The 26,980-nt window shown below is 72.5% G+C and carries 21 protein-coding genes; 6 read left to right on the top strand and 15 right to left on the bottom strand.

The annotated features are described in order from the left end of the window. Positions 1-136: 136 nt before the first annotated feature. The gene (dapC, locus tag ACTVCO_RS06700; RefSeq protein ID WP_443727620.1) at positions 137-1,267 is read right to left on the bottom strand and encodes a succinyldiaminopimelate transaminase; all 1,131 of its coding nucleotides are present in this window, start codon (positions 1,265-1,267) and stop codon (positions 137-139) included. 334 nt (positions 1,268-1,601) lie between these two features. Between dapC and ACTVCO_RS06695 the strand changes: the two genes are divergently transcribed. The 5 genes from ACTVCO_RS06695 (at position 1,602) to cobA (ending at position 8,024) form a co-directional block, all read left to right on the top strand. Next, positions 1,602-3,329: a nitrite/sulfite reductase gene (locus ACTVCO_RS06695; protein WP_443727619.1), complete on the top strand. Its 1,728-nt coding sequence runs from the start codon at positions 1,602-1,604 to the stop codon at positions 3,327-3,329. 119 nt (positions 3,330-3,448) lie between these two features. Then, the gene (locus ACTVCO_RS06690) at positions 3,449-4,252 is read left to right on the top strand and encodes a phosphoadenylyl-sulfate reductase (RefSeq protein ID WP_443727924.1); all 804 of its coding nucleotides are present in this window, start codon (positions 3,449-3,451) and stop codon (positions 4,250-4,252) included. Beyond that, positions 4,249-5,199 carry a sulfate adenylyltransferase subunit CysD gene (gene cysD, locus ACTVCO_RS06685; RefSeq protein WP_443727618.1) on the top strand — a complete coding sequence of 317 codons (951 nt, stop codon included), beginning with the start codon at positions 4,249-4,251 and terminating at the stop codon, positions 5,197-5,199. Before ACTVCO_RS06690 ends, cysD begins: the two co-directional genes overlap by 4 nt. Before the next feature lie 66 nt (positions 5,200-5,265). Beyond that, positions 5,266-6,618: a sulfate adenylyltransferase subunit 1 gene (locus tag ACTVCO_RS06680; protein WP_443727617.1), complete on the top strand. Its 1,353-nt coding sequence runs from the start codon at positions 5,266-5,268 to the stop codon at positions 6,616-6,618. A 125-nt stretch (positions 6,619-6,743) separates the two neighbouring features. Continuing rightward, a complete protein-coding gene (gene cobA / locus ACTVCO_RS06675; RefSeq protein WP_443727616.1) occupies positions 6,744-8,024 on the top strand; it encodes a uroporphyrinogen-III C-methyltransferase in 1,281 nt (426 codons plus the stop codon). Positions 8,025-8,121: 97 nt separating this feature from the next. On the opposite strand, the gene fdxA is transcribed toward cobA, so the two are convergent. Beyond that, positions 8,122-8,442 (bottom strand): ferredoxin, encoded by a 321-nt coding sequence (gene fdxA, locus ACTVCO_RS06670; RefSeq protein ID WP_443727615.1) that lies wholly within the window; start codon positions 8,440-8,442, stop codon positions 8,122-8,124. 104 nt (positions 8,443-8,546) lie between these two features. On the opposite strand from fdxA, the gene ACTVCO_RS06665 reads away from it, so the two are divergent. Beyond that, positions 8,547-8,786 carry a putative acetyltransferase gene (locus ACTVCO_RS06665; RefSeq protein WP_443727614.1) on the top strand — a complete coding sequence of 80 codons (240 nt, stop codon included), beginning with the start codon at positions 8,547-8,549 and terminating at the stop codon, positions 8,784-8,786. 96 nt (positions 8,787-8,882) lie between these two features. Here ACTVCO_RS06665 and ACTVCO_RS06660 read toward each other — a convergent pair whose 3' ends face one another. From ACTVCO_RS06660 to ACTVCO_RS06600, 13 genes are all read right to left on the bottom strand, one after another. Continuing rightward, positions 8,883-9,899 carry a prephenate dehydrogenase gene (locus ACTVCO_RS06660; RefSeq protein WP_443727613.1) on the bottom strand — a complete coding sequence of 339 codons (1,017 nt, stop codon included), beginning with the start codon at positions 9,897-9,899 and terminating at the stop codon, positions 8,883-8,885. After that, entirely contained in the window at positions 9,893-10,813 is a 921-nt protein-coding gene (locus tag ACTVCO_RS06655; protein ID WP_443727612.1) for a prephenate dehydratase, read from the bottom strand. The genes ACTVCO_RS06660 and ACTVCO_RS06655 overlap by 7 nt, the downstream gene beginning before the upstream one ends. Before the next feature lie 5 nt (positions 10,814-10,818). Then, positions 10,819-11,688: a hypothetical protein gene (locus ACTVCO_RS06650; RefSeq protein WP_443727611.1), complete on the bottom strand. Its 870-nt coding sequence runs from the start codon at positions 11,686-11,688 to the stop codon at positions 10,819-10,821. Between the two features lie 85 nt (positions 11,689-11,773). Beyond that, positions 11,774-13,564, bottom strand: a complete 1,791-nt coding sequence (locus ACTVCO_RS06645) for a VanW family protein (RefSeq protein WP_443727610.1) — start codon at positions 13,562-13,564, stop codon at positions 11,774-11,776. 67 nt (positions 13,565-13,631) lie between these two features. Further along, positions 13,632-14,042, bottom strand: coding sequence for a DUF6113 family protein (locus ACTVCO_RS06640; protein WP_443727609.1), 411 nt, complete (start codon positions 14,040-14,042; stop codon positions 13,632-13,634). Between the two features lie 4 nt (positions 14,043-14,046). Further along, positions 14,047-15,012 carry a PIG-L family deacetylase gene (locus tag ACTVCO_RS06635; RefSeq protein WP_443727608.1) on the bottom strand — a complete coding sequence of 322 codons (966 nt, stop codon included), beginning with the start codon at positions 15,010-15,012 and terminating at the stop codon, positions 14,047-14,049. A gap of 13 nt (positions 15,013-15,025) precedes the next feature. Then, positions 15,026-16,936 (bottom strand): translational GTPase TypA, encoded by a 1,911-nt coding sequence (gene typA, locus ACTVCO_RS06630; protein ID WP_443727607.1) that lies wholly within the window; start codon positions 16,934-16,936, stop codon positions 15,026-15,028. A 191-nt stretch (positions 16,937-17,127) separates the two neighbouring features. Beyond that, on the bottom strand, positions 17,128-17,766 hold the full coding sequence (locus tag ACTVCO_RS06625) for an ABC transporter ATP-binding protein (protein WP_443727606.1): 639 nt from the start codon (positions 17,764-17,766) through the stop codon (positions 17,128-17,130). Then, on the bottom strand, positions 17,763-18,749 hold the full coding sequence (locus tag ACTVCO_RS06620; protein WP_443727605.1) for an ABC transporter ATP-binding protein: 987 nt from the start codon (positions 18,747-18,749) through the stop codon (positions 17,763-17,765). Before ACTVCO_RS06620 ends, ACTVCO_RS06625 begins: the two co-directional genes overlap by 4 nt. Further along, positions 18,746-21,445 carry an FtsX-like permease family protein gene (locus ACTVCO_RS06615; RefSeq protein ID WP_443727604.1) on the bottom strand — a complete coding sequence of 900 codons (2,700 nt, stop codon included), beginning with the start codon at positions 21,443-21,445 and terminating at the stop codon, positions 18,746-18,748. Before ACTVCO_RS06615 ends, ACTVCO_RS06620 begins: the two co-directional genes overlap by 4 nt. After that, positions 21,442-24,186 carry an FtsX-like permease family protein gene (locus ACTVCO_RS06610; RefSeq protein WP_443727603.1) on the bottom strand — a complete coding sequence of 915 codons (2,745 nt, stop codon included), beginning with the start codon at positions 24,184-24,186 and terminating at the stop codon, positions 21,442-21,444. The genes ACTVCO_RS06615 and ACTVCO_RS06610 overlap by 4 nt, the downstream gene beginning before the upstream one ends. Continuing rightward, complete coding sequence (locus ACTVCO_RS06605) at positions 24,183-25,901, bottom strand: ABC transporter ATP-binding protein (RefSeq protein WP_443727602.1); 1,719 nt, start codon at positions 25,899-25,901, stop codon at positions 24,183-24,185. Before ACTVCO_RS06605 ends, ACTVCO_RS06610 begins: the two co-directional genes overlap by 4 nt. Beyond that, entirely contained in the window at positions 25,901-26,929 is a 1,029-nt protein-coding gene (locus tag ACTVCO_RS06600; protein WP_443727601.1) for an ABC transporter permease, read from the bottom strand. Before ACTVCO_RS06600 ends, ACTVCO_RS06605 begins: the two co-directional genes overlap by 1 nt. Positions 26,930-26,980 lie beyond the last annotated feature (51 nt).

Raw genomic sequence — 26,980 nt, 5'->3', positions numbered from 1 at the left:
CGGCGGGCTGCGTCGACCGTCAGGCTCGACGGTACCTGCGCGGACCGGCTCACGACCAATCAGTTCGGGTCATCCACGGGTCAGAATCTGGTGATGAACATCACAAAACCTGGGACCATGGTCCCGACGAGCGGTTTCAGAGCTCTGCGAACGTCGTCAGCCGCGCGGCCGCGACCGCAGCCTGCTCATCGCTCACGGTGAGCGCGATCCGCACGTGACCGGCTCCGGCCTCGCCGTAGAACGCGCCCGGGGCCACGAGAATCCCGAGCCGCGCGAAGTGCCCGACGGTCTCCCAGCAGTCGACGGCCTCACCGGAGGGTCGCACCCACAGGTAAAGTCCAGCCTCCGAGTGGTCGATGACAAAGCCCGCCTCGGTCAAGGCGTCACCAAGGACCCGACGTCGGGCGCGATAGCGCTCGCGCTGCTCGGCCACGTGCGCGTCGTCCCCGAGCGCCGCGACCATCGCAGCCTGGACGGGCGCGGGAACGATGAGCCCGAGCTGCTTGCGCAGCGCGAGCAGCTCCCCGACGAGCGCGGGATCACCTGCGACGAACGCCGCCCGGTAGCCCGCCATGCTCGACTGCTTGGACAACGAATACGCGACGAGCAGACCGGACTGGTCCCCGTCGCAGACCCGCTCGTCGAGGAGGCTCGGCACGGCGCCGTCGCCCTCGGCACCCCAGCCGAGCTCGGCGTAGCACTCGTCCGAGACGACGATCGCGCCGATCCGTCGCGCTGCCACGACGACCTCGCGCAGCTCCTCGACACGGGCGACCCGCCCATGAGGATTTCCCGGCGAGTTCACCCAGACGAGACGGACATCGTCGCGGCCCTCCCACGCGGCGACGTCGTCGGTCGCGAGCGACCGCGCCCCCGCGAGGCGCGCACCGATGTCGTACGTCGGGTACGCGACGGCCGGGTGGACGACCGTGTCGCCCTCGCCCAGGCCGAGCATCGACGGCAGGAGGCCGACGAGCTCCTTGGACCCGACCGTGGGGAGCGTGGCGTCGGGCGCGACCTTGACGCCGCGCCTGCGCTCAAACCAGCCGGAGATCGCAGCGCGCAGCGCAGGCGTCCCGGCCGTGAGCGGGTAGCCGTGGGCGTCGGACGCCGACTCGAGAGCGTGGCGCACGACCGCGGGCGTGGGATCGACGGGCGTCCCGACCGAGAGATCGACGATCCCGTCCGGGTGCGCGGCGGCTCGGGCCTTGGCGGGCTCGAGGAGGTCCCACGGAAAGGCGAGCCCTGCGAGGGAGGTCAGGCCCATGCGTCTACCTGCTCTCCCGTGCGCGGTTGCGCTGCGTCGTCGTGCATCGCCACTCCTTCGCTCGGCGGCGCGCCAACTCTACGACCGAGCACGAGCTGCGTGCGGCGGCCGTCCATCGCGCGGGCGCGCACGGCCGACGCACCCGGGACGTGAGATCCGGACCCGACGTCAGATCAAGTCGTCCCGGATGGCGGGACGGGTTGTTGCGGACTCCGGGGCTCCCTACGTTCAGGTCCGTCACGCACCGCCGCAACAGCTCTGCGCAACAGCTCTGCGCACCACCGCCACACCGCACCGCGCCGCACCACCGCACCGCACCACCCGAGGGGGCACCATGACGACGACAGCTACCGACAACGCCGAGGCCGCACCCCGCGCCTCGCGCGGGGTCGCTCGCCCGTCACGTTCGACGCGCCCCCAGGGTCAGTGGTCGGTCGACGGACGCGAGCCGCTCAACCCGACCGAGGTGCTCAAGCAGAAGGACGACGGCCTCAACGTCCGCGAGCGCATCGAGACCGTCTACGCCCAGGGCGGCTTCGCCTCGATCGACCCCGAGGACCTCCACGGCAGGTTCCGCTGGTGGGGCCTCTACACGCAGCGCCGCCCCGGGATCGACGGCGGCCGCACGGCGCAGCTCGAGCCCCACGAGCTCGAGGACGAGTTCTTCATGATGCGCGTGCGCGTCGACGGCGGTGCGCTCACGACCGAGCAGACGCGGGTCATCGGCCAGATCTCGGTCGACTTCGGGCGCGACACGGCCGACATCACCGACCGTCACAACATCCAGTACCACTGGATCGACATCAAGGACGTCCCCGAGATCTGGCGTCGGCTCGAGGCGGTCGGCCTGCGCACGACCGAGGCGTGCGGCGACGTCCCCCGCGTCATCCTCGGCAGCCCCGTCGCCGGGATCGCCAAGGACGAGATCCTCGACCCCAGTCCGCAGATCCGTGAGATCTCCGAGCGGTACATCGGCGACCCGTCATTCTCGAACCTGCCGCGCAAGTACAAGACCGCACTCACGGGCCACCCAAGCCTCGACGTGCTCCACGAGATCAACGACCTCGGCTTCGTCGGCGTCGTGCACCCCGAGCTGGGCCCCGGCTATGACATCTGGGTCGGCGGCGGGCTCTCGGCCCAGCCGCGTCTCGCTGAGCGCCTCGGAACCTTCGTCAAGCCCGAGCTCGTCGCAGATGTCTGGGTCGGCATCACCTCGATCTTCCGCGACTACGGCTTCCGCCGCCTGCGCAACAAGGCGCGCCTGAAGTTCCTCCTGGCCGACTGGGGCCCGGCGAAGTTCCGTGAGGTCCTCGAGACCGAGTACCTCGGCTACGCCCTGCCCGACGGGCCGGCCCCCGCGCCCGCCCCGCGTCCGGGCGACCACATCGGTGTGCACGAGCAGAAGGACGGCCGCTTCTACATCGGCGCGGCCCCCTACGCCGGCCGCATCTCTGGAACGACGCTCCTCGAGGTTGCGCGACTCGCCGAGGCCGTGGGGTCCGAGCGCGTACGCCTCACCCCGCACCAGAAGATCCTCGTTCTCGACGTCCCGCGCGAGCGCGTCGACGAGACGGTCGACGCGCTGCGTGCGGCGGGCCTCGAAACCCACGCGAGCCCGTGGCGTCGCGACACGATCGCGTGCACCGGGATCGAGTTCTGCAAGCTCGCGATCGTCGAGACCAAGGCGCGTGCCCGCGAGGTCGTCGAGACTCTCGAGACGCGGCTCGACCGCGGCGACCGTGCGCCGATCCTCCTCAACATCAACGGGTGCCCCAACGCGTGCGCCCGCACCCAGGTCGGCGACATCGGCCTCAAGGGCCAGATCATCACGACCGCGGAAGGCGAGCAGGTCCCCGGGTTCCAGGTGCACCTCGGCGGCGGCCTCCAGGGGCACGGCCGCGACGAGGGCGGTCTGGGCCGCACGGTGCGGGGCCTCAAGGTCACGGCCGACGGTGTGGCCGACTACGTCGAGCGCGTCGTGCGTCGGTACGACGCCGAGCACGAGGGCGACGAGACGTTCGCTGACTGGGCGCTGCGCGTGGACGACGAGGTGCTCCAGTGAGCACCGGCAAGCACTTCGCTGCGGCGCCACCGGGCCTCGTCGTCGTGGGCGGGGCGGCGCAGCGCGTCGCCCCCGAGCGCGACGCGCTGCGCGCCGTCGGCCAGGCGCGCGCGAGCGACGTGTCGGCCATCGGCGCCGCGGGCCGTGCGCGCGCCGCGGCGCACGAGCGCGACCGGGCCGAGCATGCGGCGGCCCGCGCCGCGCGTGCGGCGCGCCGCCGCAGCGACGAGGAGCTCCGCGCGCTCGTCGCGCAGGGCGCCGCGCTGCTGTCCCCGTCGGACGGCCCCGAGGCCCCGGCCTCCGAGGTCGCGGCGTGGGCTGCCGAGACGTTCGGTGACCTGCTTGCGGTTGCGTGCTCGATGGCCGATCTCGTCCTGCCGCACGTCGTCGCGCAGCACGCTCCGTGGGTCGACGTCCTCTTCCTCGAGACCGGCTACCACTTCCCCGAGACCATCGGGACGCGCGACGCAGCCGCCGCGACGATGCCGATCACGGTCGTCGACGTGCGCGCGCAGCAGTCCGTGGCCGAGCAGGACGCCGAGCACGGACCCCGCCTCCACGAGCGCGACCCCGGCCTGTGCTGCGCACTGCGCAAGGTCGCCCCGCTGAGCGCGTCCCTCGGGCTCTACGAGGCCTGGGTCACCGGGGTCCGCCGTGACGAGGCACCCACACGCACGGGCACCCCGCTCGTCACGTGGGACGAGAAGAACGGCCTCGTGAAGATCAATCCTCTCGCCGCCTGGTCGTTCGACGACCTGCTCGGCTACGCGACGCAGCACCAGGTGCTGCTCAACCCGCTGCTCAACGACGGCTACCCGTCGATCGGCTGCGCACCGTGCACCCGCCGGGTCGCCCCTGGCGACGACCCTCGCTCAGGACGCTGGGCCGGACTCGACAAGACAGAATGTGGGCTCCACGCATGACGACGACGACGACGACCGACGCCCCTGCCGTGCAGGCCGCGCCGTACACCCTCAGCCACCTCGACCAGCTCGAGTCCGAGGCGATCCACATCATCCGTGAGGTCGTCGCCGAGTTTGAGCGTCCCGCGCTGCTCTTCTCGGGCGGCAAGGACTCCGTCGTCATGCTGCACCTCGCAGCCAAGGCGTTCTGGCCCGCACCCGTGCCCTTCCCGCTCGTGCACGTCGACACGGGTCACAACTTCCCCGAGGTCCTCGCGTACCGCGACGCTGAGGTCTCGCGGCTCGGCGTTCGTCTCATCGTCGCGTCCGTGCAGGACTACATCGACGACGGCCGGCTGCGTGAGCGTGCCGACGGCACGCGCAACCCCCTGCAGACCCAGCCGCTTCTCGACGCGATCTCGGACGGACGCTTCGACGCAGTCTTCGGAGGCGGACGGCGCGACGAGGAGAAGGCTCGCGCCAAGGAGCGCGTCCTGTCGCTGCGCGACGAGTTTGGCCAGTGGGACCCGCGCAACCAGCGGCCCGAGCTGTGGAACCTCTACAACGGGCGCCACCGACCGGGCGAGCACGTGCGGGCGTTCCCCCTGTCGAACTGGACCGAGCTCGACGTGTGGCGCTACATCGAGCGCGAGCGCATCGAGCTGCCCGGCCTCTACTACGCGCACACGCGCGACGTCTTCGACCGCGACGGCATGCTCCTTGCCGTCGGCCCGCAGTCGCTCCCCCGCACGGATGCGGAGGCTGCAAGCGTGCGTGCCGAGCTCGTGCGCTACCGCACGATCGGTGACATGTCGTGCACCGGAGCCGTCACGTCGGACGCGACGACCGTGGCCGACGTCATCGCGGAGGTCGCCACGACCCGCATCACCGAGCGCGGTGCCACCCGCGCCGACGACCGCATCTCCGAAGCCGCGATGGAGGACCGCAAGAAGGAGGGGTACTTCTAGGATGCTCCCCCTCCCGCACGTCCCCGCACCGGCCCGCACGTCCCGCCTCAAGGAGGCACGCTCCTCATGACCGCCACGACCGTCCGGCACGACGCCGCGACCCTCCCCGCCTCCGCAACCCTGTTGCGTCTCGCGACCGCGGGTTCGGTCGACGACGGCAAGTCGACCCTCGTCGGACGCCTGCTGTACGACTCCAAGTCGGTTCTCGCCGACCAGCTCGACGCTGTCGAACGGGTGTCGCGCGACCGCGGCCTCGAGGGCGCCGACCTCGCGCTGCTCACGGACGGGCTCCGCGCCGAGCGTGAGCAGGGCATCACGATCGACGTCGCCTACCGCTACTTCGCCACCGCGCGCCGCGCATTCGTGCTGGCCGACTGCCCGGGGCACGTCCAGTACACGCGCAACACCGTGACGGGCGCCTCGACCGCCGACGCCGTCGTGCTGCTCATCGACGCCCGCAAGGGCCTGCTCGAGCAGACTCGACGTCACCTCGCGGTGGCCTCGCTCCTGCGCGTCCCGCACGTCGTGGTCGCCGTCAACAAGATCGACCTCGTCGACTACTCGGGCGACCGCTACGCCGAGCTTGCCGAGCAGATCCGTGCGGCCGCGGCCGACCTTGGCGTGCCGGCCATCCACACGGTTCCCGTGAGCGCGCTCGTGGGCGACAACGTCGTCACGCGGTCGGCCGCCACCCCCTGGTACGACGGCCCGAGCCTGCTCGAGCTGCTCGAAGAGCTCCCGGTCGGCGAGGACGTCGCTGCCCAGCACCTGCGCTTTCCCGTCCAGGTCGTGCTGCGCCCCCAGGGTGCGGCACGCGACCCGCAGCACGTCGACTACCGCGGCTACGCGGGGCAGATCGCCGAGGGAATCGTGCGTCCGGGCGACGAGGTCGTCGTGCTGCCGTCGGGCCGCCGCACGTTCGTCGAGGGCGTCGACACGGCCGACGGCCCGCAGGCCGAGGGTTTCGCCGGCCAGTCGGTGACGCTGCGGCTCACGGACGAGATCGACGTCGCGCGCGGCGACACGATCGTCGCCGCGGCCAACGTTCCGGCGCTCACGCAGGACGTCACTGGCACGCTCGCGTGGCTCGGTGAGAACCCTCTGCGCGTGGGGCAGCGCGTGCTCGTCAAGCACACGACGAAGGTCGTCCAGGCCGTCGTGCGCGACATCGAAGGGCGTCTCGACCTCGACGCCGCCCACCTCGTGCCCGCCGAGACGCTCGAGCTCAACGACATCGGCCGCGTCCACCTGCGGCTGGCCTCGCCGGTCCCTGCCGAGGAGTACGTCGATCACAAGCGGACGGGTGCGTTCCTTGTCATCGACTCCTCCGACGGGCGCACGCTCGCCGCAGGCATGGTGGGCGACGCGCTCGCCGCAGCACGGTTCCCGGGCGAGCGCCCCGTCGAGTTCACGATCTGACCGCGGCCGAGGCGGACGTCGCCCGTGCGGCGGCCGCGGCGCCGCACGGGCGTCACACGGTGGAAACGCGCGGCTGGGTACGATCGCGCCAGCCGCTGGCACCCGCCACAGAACTCGGAGGCACCGTGGACGACGACGCAACACCCGACCCCGCCTACCCGTTGACGCTGCGCGTCACCGGCCGCCGCTGCGTCGTCATCGGCGCCGGTCACGTCGGGACACGTCGCGCACTCGCGCTCGTCCGTGCGGGCGCGGACGTCACCGTGGTCTCGCCCGCGGCGAGCTCCGACGTCCGCGACGCCTCGGACCGCGGCGAGCTCACCTGGATCGAACGCCCCTACGCACCGGGCGATCTCACCGACGCGTGGCTCGCCCACACGACGACCGGCGACCCCGCGGTCGACGCCGCAGTCGCGGCCGAGTCCGACGCGGCACGCGTGTGGCTCATCCGCTCTGACGACCGCACGCTCTCGGACGCGTGGATGCCCGCGGTCGCGCGCGCCGACGACGTCACCGTGGCCGTGAGCGCAGGAGGCGACCCGCGCCGCGCCATGGAGGTGCGCGACACGATCGCCTTCCTCCTGCGCGACGGCACGGTCTCGGCGCCCCGGCACCGCGCGCCCGCCGCACCCGTGCCCTCGCCCCTGTCTGCGACGCCACCCACCGCGCCCGTCCCTGCGCCACCTGGCGTCGGCTCGGTCGCGCTCGTCGGCGGCGGCCCCGGCGACCCCGGACTCCTCACCCTGCGCGCGGTCGAGCTGCTCGCGCAGGCGGACGTCGTCGTCATCGACCGCCTAGCGCCGCGCAGCGCGCTCACGCACGCACGCGCCGACGTCGAGGTCATCGACGTCGGCAAGCACGCCGGAACCCACCCCGTGCCGCAGGAGGCCATCAACGCGCTGCTCGTCGAGCAGGCGCTCGCCGGACGACGCGTCGTCCGGCTCAAGGGCGGCGACCCCTACGTCTTCGGCCGCGGCGGTGAGGAGCTCGACGCGTGCACGGCGGCGGGCGTGCCCGTCGACGTCGTGCCCGGTGTGACGAGCGCGATCGCCGTCCTCGCCGCGGCCGGCATCCCCGTGACCCACCGTGGCCTCTCACGCGGCTTCACCGTGCTCACCGGCCACGACGACCTCGGCACGGTCCCGCAGGCCCCCGACCACACCCTTGTGCTCCTCATGGGACTCGGGCGGCTCGGCACGACGGCCGACGAGCTCATCGCACGCGGCCGCGACGCCCGCACACCTGCCGCCATCCTCGAGGACGGCTTCGGGCCGCGCGCCCGCACGACCGTCGCAACCCTCGGAACGCTCGCTGAGGCCGCCCGGTCCGCGGACGTGCGCGCCCCCGCGATCACCGTCATCGGCCCCGTCGTCACGCGCGCACCCGAATGGGTCGCGCACAGCTGACGCAGCGGCCCCAGCCACGGCGCACGAGAGCCGGGCAGTCAGATGACTGCCCGGCTCTCGTCGTCCTGGTGCCCGTCGTCGAACGACGGGCGGCGTCTCACTCCCCCTGCGGCGGAAGTGCAGCGATGAGCGGGTGATCCATGTCGATGAGACCCATCTTTGCGGCACCGCCCGGCGAGCCGAGCGTGTCGAAGAAGTGCACGTTCGCGTCGTAGTAGTCGCTCCACTCCTCCGGGACGTCGTCCTCGTAGTAGATGGCTTCGACGGGGCAGACAGGCTCGCACGCACCGCAGTCAACACACTCGTCCGGGTGGATATAGAGCGAGCGGTTGCCCTCGTAGATGCAGTCGACGGGACACTCCTCGACGCACGCCTTGTCCTTGACGTCAACGCAGGGCTGCGCGATCACATACGTCACGGTCCGACCTCCTTGAAGTTCAGGCTCCAGTATCCCCCGCCGAGAGCCTTCACCGAGCAGTTCTGGCCGAGTGTCCCGCGTGGTGGTCGTCCTAGACTCGGGCCGTGACCTCAGCAGACCTTCCCCCTTGGCGCTCCTGGACCGTCGGCACCCGCGTCATGGTGCGGCGCACGCTCACCGGAGAGTCCCACCGCTACACCGACATCCTCGGCGAGATTGTTCACAGCAACGAGACCGGGCTCGTGCTGCGCACGCGCACGGGCGACGAGATCGCCGTTCCGGGCAGCGAGATCGCGATCGGTAAGCCCGTTCCGCCGCCTCCCGCACGCCGTCGGCCGCGCTGAGAAGATTGCCCCGGGACGCTCGCGCCGGGGCGGCTGCACCGACGCGGACGCGCCCACGCGGTTGCGCCGAGACGGGCTCCGCCGGTGCCGCAGCGCTCAGCGCGGAGGGAGGGCGAGCGTGATCGCCCGGGCGGACTCGTCCGCACCGACGACGAGCCCCCTCGGACGTCCGAGCAGAGCCGGCCGCCACGTCGCGGGCGAGAGCGTGAGCGTCGTGCGCGGATCCTCCGGGGTCGCGACGCTGGAACCCGCGCGCACCGCAGCCGCAGCGTCGAAGAACGCGGCGACCGGCTCGCCGGCGTCGAGCGCGTCGGCGAGGGCTGCGAGGTCCGCCGCGGCGCGGCGCAGCGCCGGAGCGACCGCCGCCGCGTTCTCGGTCACCATCGCCTCGGTCCGACGCGGGTGCGTACCAGCGACGCGCGTACCGTCGCGGAACGATCCGGCCGCAAGGGCGAGGGCCAGATCTGTGACGTCCGAGTCACCCACGAGCCGCAGCAGCTCGCTCGCGACCACGTGCGGGACGTGGCTGACGAGCGCGACGGCCGCGTCGTGGACGTCCGGCGTCGTCACGCGCGCGACCCCGCCCAGCGGACCCGTGACGAGCGCGGCAGCACGGAGGAACGCCTCGAGCCGTGTGTCGTCCTCGACCGTGAGCGCCCACCGGGCGCCGTCGAGCAACGCCGGGTCAGACGCGGCATAGCCCGCCTGCTCCGTGCCCGCCATGGGGTGCGCGCCGACGAAGCGTGAGGCGAGTCCCGCCTCGCGCACGACGCGGGCGACCGCGCCCTTGACGGAGCCCGCGTCCATGACGATGGTCTCGCCTCGCACGTGCGCGGCCACCTCACGGGTGACGTCGGTCATCGCTCGCAACGGTGAGGCGAGCACGAGGACGTCGGGCTCGGTCGCGCACAGCTGAGCGATCGATCCCGCAGGGATCACGCCGTCCGCAGCGGCGGCCTCGAGCGCAGGCGCGGACGGGTTCCACGCGCGCACCTCAACCCCGTGCCCGACGAGCTTGCGGGCCACGGACCCGCCGATGAGCCCGAGCGAGACGATGCCGACGCGACGCGTGAACGACCCCGCGCTCCCGGAGGCGGCGGAACCGGCTACCACAGGAGCTCCCGAGCCGTCGTCGCGTCGTCGGCGCCCGCACGCACCGAGCCTGCGGGAACCCGCGACGTGTCAAAGCCTGCGTCGCGGCCCGTGCTCGCGGGAAAGACGCCGAGGGTCTTGAGCGAGTCGCCCGCGGCGAGCAGCTGGCGGACGAGAGCGCGCACGTGCGGCTCCCAGGGCGCGCCGTCGAGCGTCACGACGAACACGTACGTGCCCTCCTGCGCCTTGAGCGGGCGCGTGATGAGCGAGGACATGTTGACACCACGCTCGCCGAAGGCCGCGGTGATGCGAGCCAGGACGCCCGGCCCGATCTCGTGCGGCGTGATCGCGAGCATCGTGCGCCACGCCCGCGACTCCTCACGCCGAGCAGCGAGCTCCGCCCGCGCCGCGTCACGTGGGATCACGAGGAAGAAGCGCGTGCGCGCTCCCGCGAAGTCCTGCACGCCACGCTCGACGAGACGCAAGCCGTACAGCTCCCCGCACTGGGCCGGGCCGAGCGCGACCTGGTGCGGTGCCACGTCCCGGCACGCGGCGGCGTTCGACGACGCGGGCACGGCAGCAAGGCCGCGCGCAGCGATCCACTCCGAGCACTGCGCAAGCCCGTGAGGGTGCGCCACCACCTCGGTCGCGGTCACCGCCTGCGGATGCGTGAACGCATCGAAGGCGACGTCGACCGTCACCTCGTCGACCGCGACCACGTCACGCGCAGCGACGATCGCATCGAGTGACGGCACGACGTAGCCCTCGACCGAGCTCTCGATCGCGACGACACCCGCGTCGGCGCGCCCCGCCGCGACGTCCTCGTACACGTCCGTGACGAGCGGGCGCGGCACGGGAGTCCCGCGCCCAGCGAGCGCGAGCGCCGCCGCGTGCGTGAAGGTCCCCTCAGGGCCGAGGTAGGAGAGCGTCGCCATGGGGCTCAGCTCCTTGCCGCCCAGACCGGCGTGACCGCGGCCGGGCCGGGGACGAAGGCTGCACCCCTCATGACGCCGAGGACGCGGTGGGTGACGCCCTGCTCGCTCAGCTGTGCCTTGAGCGCGCGCAGCGGGGCGGACGTCGGAACGGTGAACGACGCAAAGAAGACGTGAGGGCCGTCGGCCGAGGGCTGCGAACGCAGGTGCTGCAGGTCGATCCCCGCCGCGGCCACGAGGCCGAGCGTCAGCTGGAGGGAGCCGCGGTGGTCGTCGCGCGGCCCGAACGCGAGCCACACCTGAGCAGGCTCATCGAAGTCTGCGGGCTCCGCGACGGGCTCGACGAGGCCGTACCAGAGCGGGGCGTGGTCACGGAGGACCGCCGAGCCCGGGACCTCCGAGAAGCCGTCGGGCACGTGGTCGCGCTCGACGACGAGCGACCCGTGCTCGCCCGCGAGCGCGATACGCGCAGCGAGCGAGGTGCGCGCGGGAACGAGGTGCGGGTTGGCGCCGAGAGTCCGCAGCTGGTGACGGCAGTCGCGCATGCCCGCCTCGTCGACCACGACGTGCCCGTCGAGCTCAGTCCCACGAGCCACCCACACCCAGCGCGAGGCCACGGCCTCGACGGCCGTGACGCGCAGCGGTGCGGCGCTCGCGAGCAGCGAGCGCTCGAGGTCGTGGTCGGGTGCTGCGGGGTGCCCGACGTGCATGACGCCGCGCAAGCCGTCGATCCGCGAGACGGTCGCGAGGGCCGCCGACATCGACCCGAGGTCGAGCAGATCTGTGGGCTCGTCGAGGTTCTCGTGCGAGTCCCAGCCGCCCTGCCGTGCCGCCGCAAGGGCGTGCGCGCCCGACTCCCGTTCGCTCCTGCCGAGCATCGCTGCCGTCCCTCCCGGTGCCGTGCGACCGGAACAGGCCGCGCCGCGATCCTACCGAGCGTCCGCACCGCGGGCGCTCGTCGTCTCAGTCGTCGTCCTGAGCCTTCTTCGCCTTCTCCTTGGCGGGGTCGGGCCCACACACAAAGCGGTTCTGCGGCGTGTACCGCCAGGCGCTCGACTCATCCTTGACGAGCTCGCCGTCGTGGGACACCTTGCGGGTCACCGTGACGGCGAACCCGGGCGAGCCCGAGCCCTGGGCGATGCAGCCCTGCTCGGTCGAGTAGATCGTGCGCGGCTGCACGACCTCACGACGGGGCGAGGTCGTCGACTTCACGGTGAAGTGCGGCGACGACCACAGCTTGACGACGACCTTGCCGTCGCGCACCGACGCCTGCATGAGGATCCCGTAGGGAGTGTCGTTCTTCACGCGCATGTCGATCGAGCCCGTGAACATCGTCGACTCGCGGCCCTCGGGGTAGCGCGAGAAGTAGTAGCTGTGCGGGCGGTGCTCGAGGATCTCGACACCGGAGAAGAAGAAGGCGTTGTACGTCGTCGTCGCCATCTGTGACAGGCCACCGCCCACGCCGTCCTGGAGGCGACCGCGGTCGACGATCCCGGCGTTCTTGTAACCGCCCTCCAGCGTGATGGGGCTGATCGCCTCGGTGAGCGACCACTCGGCGTCCGGCTTGATGAGCTGGCCCGTGATCTTCTTGGCAGCGAGCGCAAGGTTCGCGTTGCGCGCCGCGTAGGACCCGGCGAGCGACGTCGAGAACTCCGAGACGACCTCTTTGACACCCAGCTTCTCGAGCGCGGCGCGCGAGCTGTCCGACTCCGTCTCGACGAGCTTGGTCGTGGCCGTGCGTGTCCCGGGCGTCGTCGCCGCCGTGAGAACCGACGCGGCGAGGGCGTCGCGGTCGAGCGCGAGGCCCGTCTTGCCGCCCGTGATCTTCGGCTTGCCGTCCTTGAACGTGAACTTCGCCGCGGTCGCCTTCTCCTCGAGATCGTTCGTGCGGTCAAGGACCGCCTTGGCGATGGTCTCGGCATCGAGAGTGAGGGCGAGCGCGCCGTCCTTGGCGACGAACGTCGCGGCCGCGCCGAGGACCGAGATCGGCAGCTCGGCCTTCTGCTCGGCTACCTCGACGCGGACGGGGGCCGAGACGAGGGTGGTCCCCGTGAGCTTTGCTGCGTCGGTCTCAGCCTGCGTGATCTGCGGCTCGACCTTCTTCACCGGGAGGTCGACCGGCCCGGTCGTCGCGGGGAAGGCGCCGATGACCTTGTCGCGGGCGCGGGCCACGTCGACCTCGAGACCGGGCGTCGCGGGAAGCACCTCGACACGGCCGTCGATGAAGGCGACCTTGCCGTCGACCGGCTCGGTGCGCAGGCTGCCCGCAGCATCCTCGAGCGCCGAGGTGAGCAGCTCGTCGTCGACCGTGACCGACGGCGCGATCTCATCGCCTCCGAAGAGCGAACGCACGAGGTCGCCCGGCGCCAACGAGAATCCGGTGAGCCCCGCGACGGTCGCCCGCGCGTCAAGCCCGAGGCCTGCCTCGACAGGGTCGATGTCAGCGGACAGCTGGCCTGCCGTCACCGTGAGGGGCTGCGTGGCGCGCTCTGCGAGCGACGACTCGATCGTCGCGATCGCATCCGTGCGGCTGAGTCCGCCGATCTCGACACCCACGACGGTCGTCCCGCGCGGGATCTGGTCGGCCGTGGCCACCTGGGCGGCCACGTACGCGCCCGCGAGCACGACGACACCGAGCGCGCTCCACATCGCCACCTTGAGGCCCCGGCCCTTGTGCCCCGTGGGCTTCTCGGACTCGAATCCGTCGAGCGGCGACCCCGTGCGGCCCGTCGCGTTCGATCGCTCCTGCGTCATCCGTCCATCCGTTCTGGCTCTCGCAGCGGCACTGCCGCTCCCCCCGGGTGCGCCCGCAGGCGCCCGTTCATCGTACGTTCCGGCCGTTGTCCGACGCCGCGACCGCTCGATCGTCGCGCCGCGTGCGCGCAACCTCGGTGTCGGCGAACCACGTGCGTGGCAGCCCGAGGACGCCGAGGACGAGCAGCGCAGTCCCGTAGGACCAGACGTAGCCGAGCGTGTCGGCGACGACCTGCGTGTCGCCACCCGGTCCGCCCGCGGCGAGGATCTGCACGGCGACCGTCCAGCCCACGAGGTACGCGATGACCGCCATGGGGGTGAAGGTTGCCCGCACCCAGATGCCGGCCGCGACGCACGCGAGCACCGCGAGGACGAGCCCCCACGGGGCGACCGACCTGTGCCCGAAGGTGCCCAGCACGCCGAGCACTGCGCCCACGACGATCGCCGCGACGTACATGAGGAACCGCTGCATCGTCATCCGGTCACGCTACCCGTCGGATCGTCCCGGCGAGCGGCACCGCCGCCCACCGGTCGCGGTCGGCCTGGGAGGGCTCGCCGCCGTCAGCGCCGACGAGCGCGTACGCCGCGACCCGCGGGAGCCCCTGCACGACGCGGTTCGAGAGCGCAAAGATCGCCGCGACCACGCGGTCGTCCTCGGGAGCGGGGGTCACTGCCATGACCTGCGTCGCGTGCGCGCGCAGCGCAGCGACGACCGCCTCACGGACGGGCGCCACGTCGACGAGCGCGGCAAGCTCGCGGTCCGCGACCACGGCCGGCGGGCGTCCGTCGGCCGGTCCGGCGAGCTCGTGCTCGGCGCGTACGCGCGCGATCCACGGCGCCGCCGTGAGGTGCGCGCGCACCTCTGCGTCGCGTGCGGGAGAGATCGTCGGGCACAGCAGCACGGGCACGGGCCCGCCCGCCGCTGCCAGCAGCGCGAGCGCCCGCACCGTGATGTCGTGCGTGCGGACGTGGTCGGGGTGGCCGTAGCCGCCGCCCGCGTCGTACGTGACGACGACGTCGATCGAAAGCGTGCGCACGTGCTCCGCGAGGGCGTGCGCGGCGTCGTCGAGCGGGACGCTCGTCAACGCCCCGGGGCCGGCGTCGTCGGCCGGGCCGGCGGTGCCGCCGGGGGCGTCGACCCACCGCATGCCCGAGTCGACGATGCGCGCGGGCAGCGTCCGCCGACCCCCCGGAGCAACGAGGGCATCGAGGAACGTGTGCCCAGTGACGCCGAGCGCGACCAGCGCCGCTCTCAGCTCGTCGGTGCGATGGGCCGCAAGCGCGGGGCCGTCGCCCTCGAGCGCCGCGCGGGGTCCGAGGACCTCGCCGCGCTCGCCGCGTGTGCACGTGACGACGAATGCCTCCCCCGGCCCCGCCCACGCCGCGAGCAGAGGCCCTGTTGCCAGGGTCTCGTCGTCGGGGTGAGCGTGGACCGCGAGGAGGCGCACGTCGTTCAGAGGATCAGGACTTCTTTGCGCGGGATGCGGCGCGGCCACGCTCGGTCTGGTCGAGGACCACCTTGCGGATGCGCACGATCTCGGGCGTCACCTCGACGCACTCGTCCTCCTGCGTGAACTCGAGGGACTCCTCGAGCGTGAGACGACGCGGAGGGACGAGGTTCTCGAAGTTGTCCGAGGAAGCTGCACGCATGTTCGTGAGCTTCTTCTCCTTGGTGATGTTGACGTCCATGTCCTCGTTGCGCGAGTTCTCGCCGACGACCTGGCCCTCGTACACCTCGGAGGTGGGCTCGACGAAGAACGAGCCACGCTCCTGAAGGTTGATCATCGCGTAGGGCGTGACCTTGCCCGAGCGGTCGGCGACGAGCGAGCCCGTCACGCGAGTCTCGATCTGGCCGGCCCACGGCTCGTAGCCCTCGGCGAGCGAGGACGCGATGCCCGTGCCGCGCGTCTCCGTGAGGAAGCGCGTGCGGAAGCCGATGAGGCCACGCGCGGGGACCATGAACTCCATGCGCACCCAGCCGGTGCCGTGGTTCGACATGCTCTCCATGCGGCCCTTGCGCTGCGCCATGAGCTGGGTGACGGCGCCGAGGAACTCCTCGGGCACGTCGATCGTCATGCGCTCGATCGGCTCGTGGACCTTGCCGTCGACCTTCTTCGTCACGACCTGGGGCTTGCCCACGGTGAGCTCGAAGCCCTCGCGGCGCATCTGCTCGACGAGGATCGCGAGTGCGAGCTCGCCGCGGCCCTGGACCTCCCACGCGTCGGGACGCTCGGTCGGCAGGACGCGCAGCGAGACGTTACCGATGAGCTCTGCGTCGAGACGGTCCTTCACCTGGCGTGCGGTGACCTTGTGGCCCTTGCCGCCCTTGCCCGCGAGGGGCGAGGTGTTGATACCGATCGTCATCGAGATCGCGGGGTCGTCGACCGTGATGAGGGGAAGCGGACGCGGGTCGTCCGGGTCGGTGAGGGTCTCACCGATCGTGATGTCCTCGATCCCGGCGACCGCGACGATGTCGCCCGGGCCCGCAGACTCGGCGGGCACTCGACTGAGCGCCTTGGTCTCGAGGAGCTCGGTGATGCGGACGTTCTGGAGCGTGCCGTCGTGGCGTGCCCACGCGACGGTCTGGCCCTTGCGGATCGTGCCGTTGAAGACGCGCAGGAGCGCGAGACGCCCGAGGAACGGCGACGCGTCGAGGTTCGTGACGTGAGCCTGGAGCGGCGCGCCCTCCTCGTACGTCGGCGCGGGAATCTTCTCGAGGATCGTCCGGAAGAGCGGCTCGAGGTCCTCGGAGTCCGGGAGGGAGCCGTCGGCCGGCTGCGTGAGGGAAGCGCGCTTGAGCTTGGCCGCCGCAAAGACGACGGGGACGTCGAGGACCGAGTCGAGGTCGAGGTCGGGGACCTCGGCCTGGAGGTCGGAGGCGAGGCCGAGCAGGAGGTCGGTCGCCTCAGCCACGACGTGGTCGATGCGGGCGTCAGGCCGGTCGACCTTGTTGACGACGAGGATGACGGGGAGCTTGGCGGCGAGCGCCTTGCGCAGCACGAAGCGGGTCTGCGGGAGCGGGCCCTCAGAGGAGTCGACGAGAAGGACGACGCCGTCGACCATCGACAGGCCGCGCTCGACCTCACCGCCGAAGTCCGCGTGGCCGGGGGTGTCGATGACGTTGATCGTCATGCCCTCGGGGTGCCCGAACTCCGCCGCGGACGGGCCGGTGTACCGGACCGCCGTGTTCTTCGCGAGGATCGTGATGCCCTTCTCGCGCTCGAGGTCGCCCGAGTCCATCGCGCGCTCGTCGACGTGGTCGTGCGCACCGAACGCTCCGGAGGTGTGCAGCATGGCGTCGACCATCGTCGTCTTGCCGTGGTCGACGTGGGCGACGATCGCCACGTTGCGCAGATCGGAGCGCACAGACATAGGGGTAACCATTCCTTCAGGGGGTGAGGGCGTCGCGCGCATCTCCGCTGCGCAACGGTCCATCCTACCGCGCTGGCAAGCAGATGCGGTGTGGGTCCCCTCACTCTCCTCGCTCGCGGCCCCCTCCGCGAGCGAGCTCCCTGATCCCATCGCCCCGCCGCGCCGAGGGGGCGACCACGGGGTGAGACGGCCTACGCGGCCGTGAGGTGGCCGTCGTGCAGGTCGTAGACGCGGTCGGCACGCTCGACGAGGATCGGGTCGTGGGTCGCGACGACCGCCGCGACCCCGTCGACGCGCGTCAGCTCACGCAGCACGTCCATGACCGCTCCCGCGGTGACCGAGTCGAGCTGCCCCGTCGGCTCGTCCGCGATGACGAGACCCGGACGCGTGACGAGCGCGCGCGCGATCGCGACGCGCTGGCGCTGGCCGCCAGAGAGCTCGTCGGGCCGCTGGTGCCCGTGGCGCGTCAGACCCACGGTCGCGAGCGCCGCCGCCACGCGGGAGTCGCGCTCGTCCGACGGCGTGCGCACGACGCGCAGCGGGAGCTCGACGTTCTCGGCAGCGGACAGCACCTCGACGAGCCCGAACGTCTGCATGACGTACCCGATCCCGCCCGGCCCGCTGGGCCGCGTCACGGTGCCCGACGTGGGCACGTCGGCCCCCGCGAGCATGCCGAGCAGCGTCGTCTTGCCTGCTCCCGAGCGACCCCGGACGACGACGAGCTCGCCCGCGCGCACCTCGAGGCTCGCGCCGACGACGGCGTGGACGACGCCCGCCGGGGTTCGGAACTCGCGCGAGACGTCCTGCGCGGACAGCACGATCTCGGTCATGACGGCTCCTCGGGCACGGCGGTCTCGGGCACGGCGGTCGGGGACGTGGCGGTCTCGGGCGCGGCCGGACCAGCCGCGCTCGTGCCCGGCCACACGCTCACGTGGTCGGGCTCGAGATCGAGCCGGACCCGGTCACGCAGCCCCAGCTGCGTGACGAACTCGGGAGGCAGCTGCATGCGCCCGACGGGGTCGAGGACCGCAAACTCCTCGACCAGATCGTGCGCGACACCGTCCGCACCGATCTCGCGCCGGCGCAGCACCTCGAGCGAGGTGCGTCCGTCACGGATGCGGACGGTGCGCGAGACGTGGTCGGCGACCGTGGGGTCGTGCGTGACGACGAGGACGGTCGTGCCGAGCTCGGCGTTGGCGGTGCGGAAGGCCTCGAGAACCTCAGCGCTCGTCGCCTCGTCGAGCTCGCCGGTGGGCTCGTCGGCGAGGAGGACACGCGGCTGGTTCGCGAGCGCCACCGCAATCGCGACGCGCTGCTGCTCGCCGCCGGACATGTGCGCGGGTCGCGTGTCCGCGACGTGCCCGACGCCGAGCATCTTGAGGAGCTCAGCGGCTCGCGCTGCACGCTCCGCGCCGCGCCGCGGCGTGCCCGCGAGGGCGAGGGGGACGACGACGTTCTGCGTGGCGGTGAGGTAGGGCAGGAGGTTGCGTGCGGTCTGCTGCCATACGAACCCGACGCGGTGGCGCTGAAAGACGACGCGCTCCCGGCGCGTCATCGAGGCGAGGTCCTGCCCCGCGACGCGGGCCGCCCCGCCCGTGGGTCGGTCAAGGCCCGAAAGGATCGACAGGAGCGTCGACTTGCCCGACCCTGAGGCCCCGACGAGCGCGACGACCTCGCCGCGCTCGACGCGCAGCGTGAGGCCCTGGAGCGCCTGCACCTCAACACCCTCGGTGACGAAGATGCGGACGAGGTCGCGGCAGAGGATGTCGGGCTCGTCCTCGTCAGCCCGGGTGTCGTCCCAGAGAGCGGTCATAGTGCCTCCTCGGTGAGGGTCGGGCGGGCTCGAGCAGTGAGGACGGCTGCCACCGCTGCGGCAGCGACGACCACACCGGTGACGAGCGCAAGAGCGCCGACGTCGAAGCGTGGTGGGACCTCGCGTGCGTCGAGGAAGGCGGGAAGGTCGACGACCTCGACCGCGACGAGGGTGAGCCCGATGCCGAGTCCCGCCCCCACGACGAGCCCGGGGACGACCCAGGCCGCGAGCTCGACCGCGACCGCGGTGCGCAGGTCGCGGCGTCCGCCACCCAGGGAACGCAGGACGGCGAGCGACCGGCGGCGCGCAGGCGCGGCCGCCGCAAGCGCCGCGGCCAGTGCTGCGGCAACCGCGAGCAGAGCCATGCCCGCACCCACGGTCGTGCCCCGCACGAGCCACGCGATCGTCGGGTCTGCCAGCTGCGCGTCCCGCTCGGGGGCCAGCGAGCGGACGTCGCCCGTGCCCACGATCCCGGCGAGGGTCGTGCCGAGCGCGGTGACCTGCGCGGCGTCGAGCGAGTCGTCGACGTCGACGAGGAGCACCTGCGGTGTGGGCCGCTCGAGACCGTGCGCGACGAGTGCGGTCGCGTCGACGAGCACCCACCGCGAGGAGTTGCCGAGTCCCGCCACGACATCGGCGGACGCGATGTCGGCCACGGGCACGTCGAGTCCGGCTGCGGTGAGGTGCACGTCGCCGGGCGCGTACTCGCCGAGCGCGTCCCGGACCGCGCGCGAGACGACGACCGGCTGCGGGTCCGCGACAGCACTCAGGGCCGCGTCGTCCGGGTGACGGTGGCCTGCTGCGTCGAGGCGCGCGAGGCGCGCAATGTCGACGACGAGGGCGTCGACGTTCGTGCGGACGCCGCCGAGCCTGAGCGCCGCAGGCGTGAGGACCTCGGCAGCGACGGCGAGGTTGACGCCGTCGACCTTTTCGACGCGCGCGACGAGGTCGGGTGACATCGTCGGGCCCGAGAGTCTGAGGTCAGCTCCCGTCGCTTCCCATGCGCTGTCGTCCGCTCCCCCGCGCACCGTGGCGAGCAGCGCGGTCGACTGGACGACGACGCCCATGCCCACGACGAGCGCCAGGATGCCCGCGACGACGCCGGGGCGGCCGCGCGCCGCGCGGGCCAGGCCGACGAGGATCCCGGGCCCGCGCGTGCTGCGCGCCGCACGCACGAGGACTCCGAGCCCAGGCCGGACGAGCGCGACGACGAGCACAGCGGTTGCGGCGGCCACGAGCGCGGGCAGGACGACGACGAGCGGGTCGCCCGCATCGAGCCTCCCCGTGAGGGCGAGCACCGTGGCGCCAGCCGCTCCCCCGACGAGCGCGATCCCACCGGTCGTGCGAAGCGCACGCACGAGCCGGGCCCGCGACACGCTTGCGCGCGGCGGCGCGACGAGCGCGGCGGCAAGCGCCCCGGGAGCGAGGGCGACGAGCGCCGGGCCGAGGAGGTCGCGGCCCTCGCCGGGCGCGACGGACTCCCCCAGGGCTGCCGCGATGACCGTTCCGACGGCGGCTGCGGGCACCGAGACGAGGAGGGTGTCGAGCGCGGCGAGGCCGCGCACCTGGAGGCCCGAAGCGCCACGGGCTCGCGCGAGCGCAAGGTCGTCACGACGGCCGGCGACGCGGCTCTGCGCGCCGAGACCCAGGGCGAGGGCGAGCGCGGCAAGCGGTCCGGCGAGCGCGAACGCGCCCAGGGCGCGCGAGGTCGCGACGTCGGCCACCGCGTCATCGAGGAGCGCAGGCATGCCCGTCGAGAAGCGCACTCCGCCGAGCGGGGCAGACGCGCTCGCCGCCGCTGCCCGCAGCTGGGCGGCGACTGTCGTCGGGTCTGCGTGGCCGATGGCACCGACCGGGTACCAGACGTCGAGCGTGGGGCGCTGGGCATAGGCGAGGAGCTCCTGCGGATCGAGGATCCCGAGCACGCGCACCGTGACGCCCTTGTCGAGGTTGTCATCGACGTACGGTCCGACCGCCGCGGGCGTGTGCAGCCAGTAGCCGTCGTCAGGGTCGAGCACCTCGTACGTCCCGACGAGGCGGTAGCCCGAGCTCCGGACCGTCGCGTCGCGGACGTCTCCGACGGCCCAGCCCAGACGCTCGGCGCCCGCCCGGGAGACGAGGACCTCCGTGGGGTCCTCGTTCCACCGGGCGTCCGCGCCCCGGTCTGCAGGGGCGCGGCCCTCGATGATGCGCACGCGGTCGATGAAACCCGTCGCTGCGGCGGGCAGGAGCTCGGGGAAGCGCACGTCCGCTCCCGCACCCGCGTCTGTCCGGGCCAGGTGGTCGGTCGCGTCGGAGACGCGCGCCTCGGGTGCGCCGACAGCGGCACGGGCGGGCTCGGGGATCGCGTCGCGCGCACCCGAGAGGGCGGCGACGACGGGTCCGAGCGTGCGCTGCATGCTTCCGGTGAGGCCGGGTGCCTCGGCGTCGGGCGTCGTCCACCGCGAGGTACGGAGCATGAGGTCACGAGCGAGCGGTGAGGCGGCCGCGACGCGGGCACCGACGACCGCGGACTCCATCGCGGTGACGCCGCGCGGCCACAGGGTGAGGACGCCCGCGCCCACGAGGGCGACGAGCGCGACGACGAGGCCGGCTCCGAGGCGCTGGCGCAGCGCCGCCGCGACCAGGCGGGTGCGGGAGACGTTCGCACGACCCGCAGTCTGCCGGGTCTGCACCTGCGAGGTTGGCGGCCTCATGCGGACACCTCCCGCAGGTCGGGGTCAGCGGCTTGACGCACGACGGAACGCGCGTAGAGCGCGATGACGAGCGCGACGGCCGCGAGGAGCGCGGCGAGCCCCCCGAGAAGCGGCGGGAGGTCGAGGGTCGTCGCGGCGGTCGACACGCTTGCGGTTGCGGCTCGGACGAGCAACGGTGTCGCAAGGGCAGCGACGACGCCCCCACTGACGACCCCGACGGCGACTCCCGCCCCGATCACCCACGCGGACTCCGCGACCCGCGTGCGGGCGAGCCGTCGGGGTGCGAGGCCGAGCGCGCGCAGCCCGACGACCTCTCCTTCACGCGCGGCCAGCTGGGCGCTCGTCGTTGAGCGCAGACCAGCGAGTGCAAGCAGGACCGCAGCAAGTCCCGCGGTCCAGAAGGCCGCCGCGACGTCGGTCCCCCGGGGCGCGGCGACGACGGTAAACGCTGCGGGTGCCGCGCCCCAGGTCCCGTCCGCAGCAAGTCGGTCGGCGAGTGCGCGCGCTGCAGCGGGCGCGGCGACGTCATCGGCCGTCGTGCGCAGCCACACCTCTTCGGAGGCGACGGGCGCAGAGCCGGCGGCCAGCTGGGCGGCACGGAGCGAGGTTGCGTCGAGCGCGAGCGCGGGAGCAGCCACGCCGGGGAGCCGGTCGTGGACGGAGACCACCCGGACGTCGAGCGAGCTCCCCGCGATCGTGAGCGGGACGATCGAGCCGGGACTGAGGGCGAGGGACGTCGCGAGGGTGCGGTCGACGACCCCGGGGATCGGGGCCGAGGCGTCGGAGGCGTTCGGCGGCATCCACCGCGCCGTCGTCCCGGGTCGGACGCGCTGCCCCGCCGCAGGCGGGGCGTCCGGCTCGTCACGGGGCGAGTCGTGACGCTCCCACGCACTGACGTCCACGGGTTCGCCCGCACCGCCGATGGTGCCGACGTCGAGCCCGTCGCGCGCGCTGTCGGTCACGCCGAACCCGGCAAAGCCGTCGACCAGCACCTCGTCGACGACGACGTCGACTGCGGCGAGCCGCCACGCGCCGGAGACCTCGGGGACGAGGCGCAGCTGCGCGGACGCGGGTCCAGCGGCATCGAGGAGTGTGCTCGCGCTGCGCACGAGAGCCGTGCGGCCCGCATCGTCGATGAGCCAGGCGGCAGCCATGACGCGCACGGTGATCGTCGGGCGTGCGGGCGCGAACATCGCGGTGAGCTCGCCGACGTGCCCCTCGAGCTGCGCCCGGACCGGCACGGTCAGACCGTCGGGGCCGAGCACCGGCCCCGTGAGCGTCGGACCGCCTGCGATGTCCGCGGCGATCCCGTCGCCGTCGCGGACGACCGCGGCAAGCGCGTCCGCAGGCGCGGCGAGGACGACGACGTCCTCGGTCCCGACCTTCGCCGGCCGCACGACGACCGCGGCGCTCGCCGCGGCTCCTCCTGCGAGCGTGGGGTCGACGTCGATCCCTGCGACCGAGCCCGAGGGTGCCACGGCGACCCGCACGTCGGCGCCCGCGTCGAGCACCGCGAGACGCGCCCCCGTCTGAGCGGACGTACCGGCATACGCGGAGGCGAGGACGAGGGCACCCACGGCCAGCGCGACGACGAGCGCGGGCAGTCGGACCCCGCGGCGACGAGCAGCCGTGCGGAGCGCGAGCACCCGGTCAAGCCGAGGGCTCCGCGCAGCCCGGCGCGCGAGCCCGGCGAGGACGCCCGCGCTCGCAGCGACGCCGAGCAGGACGAGCGCGACGAGCAGCACGCCGGGCGCGGCGAGCGCGAGCACGTCAGGCTGGGCGCCTCGAGCCACGAGGATCCGCCAGGTCGCGACGACGGCCGCGACCGCGAGGACGACGCCCGAGACGATCTGGCCCGTCGCGAGCGTCCCTCGAGGCTCGGTGCGCAGCAGGTCGTCGAGCTGGCGGCCCGCGAGAACGGCCGCCGTGAGAGCCGTGACAGCAACGGTTGCGACTGCGGTGAGGAGGGCGCGCCCGGCGAGGTCGCCGACGCTCTGGGAGGTCGCGGCGAGGACGGCGAGCGCGCCGACGGCACCGGCGACCGCCCCGAGCGTCGTGACCGTCGCCGTCTCCGCTGCGGCGAGCGCACGGACGTGCGCGGGGCCGATGCCGCGCGCCGCGAGGAGTGCGTCCTCGCGGCGGCGACCCGTCACGATCTGACGCACCACGCGGCCGAGGCCGACCGCACCGATGACGGCGAGCACGAGCACGGGAACGACGGCGACGCCACGGAACGCGGTCACGCGCTCGGCGAGCCCGCTCGTCGCGGCCACGAGTCCCCCGCTGACGACGAGACCGCGGGACTGCGCGTCGGACGCCTTGACCGCGCTCTCGAGGGGCGGGAGCCCTGCTGCGAGCACGATGACGTCGTCAGGGCTGAGAGTCCGGGGATCGACGGCGATCGTCCAGGTGACGAACGGGGTGTCGTCTCGGTCGGGGTCCTCGGCACGCGTCACCGTGACGTTCGCCGCGCCGGTCGCGTCGGAGACGATCGCGCGGACGGTCCCGTCCTGTGCGGCCCCGTCACCGAGCAGCCGGGTGCGGAGTTCTAGCCTGTCGCCGTCGCCCGCGAGCTCGGTGGCTGTGCTCACCGTGTGCCGCACGCTCTGCTCGACCTGTCCGAGCACGCCGACGACGCACGCGACGGCGAGCGCCGCCAGCAGGCCGAGAGCGAGCACGGGCCCGCGGCTCGCCGCAGCGCGACGAACCGCGAGCCCGAGGAGCCCGTGCTTGACGGTCAATTGATGCGAAGCTCGGTGACCGAGTCACCCAGCTCCGCGAGGAGTGCGTGGCGCTCGTCGCGACGACGACGCTGCTCACCCGGCTCCGGAACGGGCGCTGCGGCCAGAAGCCGACGCGTGTACTCCTCGCGAGGGTTGCCGAGGACGTCCGCACGGTTCCCCTGCTCGACGATCTTGCCGTTCTGCAGGACGACGACACGGTCGGCGAGCATGTCGATGACCGCGAGATCGTGGCTGACGAAGATGCACCCGAACTTGTAGCGCTCCTGCAGGGCGAGGAACATCTTGAGGACCTGCGCCTGGACGGAGACGTCGAGCGCGCTCGTGGGCTCGTCAGCGACGAGCAGCTGCGGGTCGAGCGTGAGGGCACGTGCGATGCTCACGCGCTGACGCTGGCCGCCTGAGAGCTCGTGCGGGTAGCGGTTGATGACGTCGCGAGGCAGCTCGACGGCGTCGAGCAGCTCGTAGACGCGCGCGAGCTGCGTCTTGCGGTTGCCCACCTTGTGCACGACGAGCGGCTCGGCGATGCAGTCACCGATCGGGAAGCGCGGGTTGAGGGAGGAGGCCGGGTCCTGGAAGACGACGCCGACGCGCCGGCGGATGGCCTTCTCGGCCTTGCCCTTGGCGCGGTAGAGGTCGGTCCCGAAGATCTCGACCTCGCCCGCGGCTGCCGGGATGAGGCCGAGCGCGCAGCGCGCGATCGTCGACTTGCCTGAGCCTGACTCGCCGACGAGCCCGACGATCTCGCCGGGCGCGACCTGGAACGAGACGTCGTCGACGGCGCGGAAGGGGGCCTTGCCGAGTCGCTGGTACTCGACGACGAGGTTGCGGACGTCGAGCGCGAGAGTCGAGTCGCCCGTCGTGTCGTCCTCGCCCGCCTCGACTGGCACGATGCCGAACTGGCCGGGGCCCTGCCCGAGGTGCGGGACGGCTGCGAGCAGCCGCTTCGTGTAGGGGTGCTGGGCGTGGTTGAGGACTTCCTCGGCCGTGCCCTGCTCGACGATCTCGCCCTTGAGCATGACGGCGACGCGGTCGGCCATGTCAGCGACGACACCCATGTTGTGGGTGATGAGGAGGATGCCCGTGTCGAGCTTGTCCTTGAGCGAACGCAGCAGGTCGAGGATGTCGGCCTGGACTGTGACGTCGAGCGCGGTCGTAGGCTCGTCAGCGACGATGACCTGCGGGTCGCAGGACAGCGCCATGGCGATGACGACGCGCTGACGCTGGCCGCCCGAGAGCTCGTGCGGGAACTGCGTGACGCGCCGCTCGGGCTCGGGGATGCCGACCATGCCCAGCAGCTCGACAGCGCGGTCGTCCGCGTCCTTGCCGTGCGCGATCCCGTGCAGCTCGAGGGACTCGGTCAGCTGTGTGCCGATCGTGAGGACGGGGTTGAGCGCCGTCATCGGCTCCTGGAAGACCATGGCGATGTCGTTGCCGCGCATGCGCCGCAGGGCTGCGTCGTCGAGCTCGCCGACGACCTTGTCGCCGACCGTCACGCGCCCGGAGACGCGGGCGTTGCCCGGCAGGAGTCCGAGCGCGGTCATCGAGGTGACGGACTTGCCCGAGCCGGACTCGCCGACGAGGGCAAGGACCTCACCGGGACGGACCTCGAGGCTGATGCCCTTGACTGCGTGGACGGAGCCGAACTCGGTGCGGAACTTCACGTCGAGGTCGGTGAACGAGAGGACCGGGTCCTGGGTGGTGTCGACGCTCATCAGTCCTTGCTCCTGTTCTGGCGCGGGTCGAAGGCGTCTCGCAGCCCGTCGCCGATGAAGTTCACGCACAGCGCGATCGTGAGGATGAGCACGCCCGGCCACCAGAACAGCCAGGGCCGGGTCGAGAAGGCGCCCTGGTAGGTCGAGATGAGCGTTCCCAGCGACACGTCGGGAGCCTTGACGCCGAAGCCGAGGAAGCTCAACGAGGTCTCGAGAAGGATCGCGGAGGCGATCGACAGGGTTGCGGAGACGATGATGACGCCGATCGTGTTCGGCAGGATGTGCCGGAAGATGATGCGGCGCGGTGGGGTGCCGATCGCGAGCGCTGACGCGACGAACTCGCGTTCACGCAGCGAGAGCACCTCTCCGCGGACGAGTCGGGCCAGGCCCGTCCAGGTGACGCAGGCGAGGACGATCGCGAGGAGCCAGACGCCCTTCTGCGAGGCGATCTGGCCGAGGACGGCGGCGAGGACGAGCAGCGGGATGACGATGACGAGGTCGGTGAGGCGCATGAGGATCGACTCGATCCAGCCCCGGAAGTAGCCCGCGAGGCCGCCGATGATCGTTCCGATGAGCGTCGAGCCGATGCCGACGACGAACGCGATCATGAGCGAGATCTGGGTGCCGCGCATCGCGAGCGCGAAGTAGTCCTTGCCCGTGTTCTCTTGGCCAAAGGGGTGCTCGCCGAGCGAGAACGGCCAGAGAGTGAGTGTGGGTGCACCGCCGTTGACGCTTGCGCCCGCTCGTGAGAAGTCCTTGTCCCACCAGCCCGGGAGGGGACCGAAGCCGATCGAGGTGTAGGCCACGACCGTGACGAACAGGAGGATGACGAGCGAGATCATCGCACCCTTGTGCCGCAGGAAGCGGCGCATGACGAGCTGGCCCTGTGAGTAGGACTTCTGCTGCGGTGCGGGCGGCGTCGGCTCGACCGCGAGGTCGACTCCGGCGACCGAGGCCTCGACGCCACCGACGCCGGGGGCGGGGGGCTGGAGGTTCTCGTGCGGTGCGGGGGTGTTGGGGTCAGTCATGGCGGACTCCGCTGAGGGCGTGGTGGACGGCGGTCGGTGTCGTGGTCAACG

This window comes from Sanguibacter sp. A247 (genome assembly GCF_052324925.1).
In the GTDB taxonomy this organism is placed as follows: Bacteria; Actinomycetota; Actinomycetes; order Actinomycetales; family Cellulomonadaceae; genus Flavimobilis.
The sequence above is the reverse complement of the archived record's forward strand: the minus strand, read 5'-3'. Positions and strand labels throughout refer to the sequence as shown.

Coding starts and splice junctions, on each gene's coding strand:
- dapC (WP_443727620.1), bottom strand. CDS start 1,267: ATGGGCCTGACCTCCCTCGCAGGGCTCGCCTTTCCGTGGGACCTCCTC.
- ACTVCO_RS06695 (WP_443727619.1), top strand. CDS start 1,602: ATGACGACGACAGCTACCGACAACGCCGAGGCCGCACCCCGCGCCTCG.
- cysD (WP_443727618.1), top strand. CDS start 4,249: ATGACGACGACGACGACGACCGACGCCCCTGCCGTGCAGGCCGCGCCG.
- ACTVCO_RS06680 (WP_443727617.1), top strand. CDS start 5,266: ATGACCGCCACGACCGTCCGGCACGACGCCGCGACCCTCCCCGCCTCC.
- ACTVCO_RS06655 (WP_443727612.1), bottom strand. CDS start 10,813: ATGGCGACGCTCTCCTACCTCGGCCCTGAGGGGACCTTCACGCACGCG.
- ACTVCO_RS06650 (WP_443727611.1), bottom strand. CDS start 11,688: ATGCTCGGCAGGAGCGAACGGGAGTCGGGCGCGCACGCCCTTGCGGCG.
- ACTVCO_RS06645 (WP_443727610.1), bottom strand. CDS start 13,564: ATGACGCAGGAGCGATCGAACGCGACGGGCCGCACGGGGTCGCCGCTC.
- ACTVCO_RS06640 (WP_443727609.1), bottom strand. CDS start 14,042: ATGACGATGCAGCGGTTCCTCATGTACGTCGCGGCGATCGTCGTGGGC.
- typA (WP_443727607.1), bottom strand. CDS start 16,936: ATGTCTGTGCGCTCCGATCTGCGCAACGTGGCGATCGTCGCCCACGTC.
- ACTVCO_RS06625 (WP_443727606.1), bottom strand. CDS start 17,766: ATGACCGAGATCGTGCTGTCCGCGCAGGACGTCTCGCGCGAGTTCCGA.
- ACTVCO_RS06620 (WP_443727605.1), bottom strand. CDS start 18,749: ATGACCGCTCTCTGGGACGACACCCGGGCTGACGAGGACGAGCCCGAC.
- ACTVCO_RS06615 (WP_443727604.1), bottom strand. CDS start 21,445: ATGAGGCCGCCAACCTCGCAGGTGCAGACCCGGCAGACTGCGGGTCGT.
- ACTVCO_RS06605 (WP_443727602.1), bottom strand. CDS start 25,901: ATGAGCGTCGACACCACCCAGGACCCGGTCCTCTCGTTCACCGACCTC.
- ACTVCO_RS06600 (WP_443727601.1), bottom strand. CDS start 26,929: ATGACTGACCCCAACACCCCCGCACCGCACGAGAACCTCCAGCCCCCC.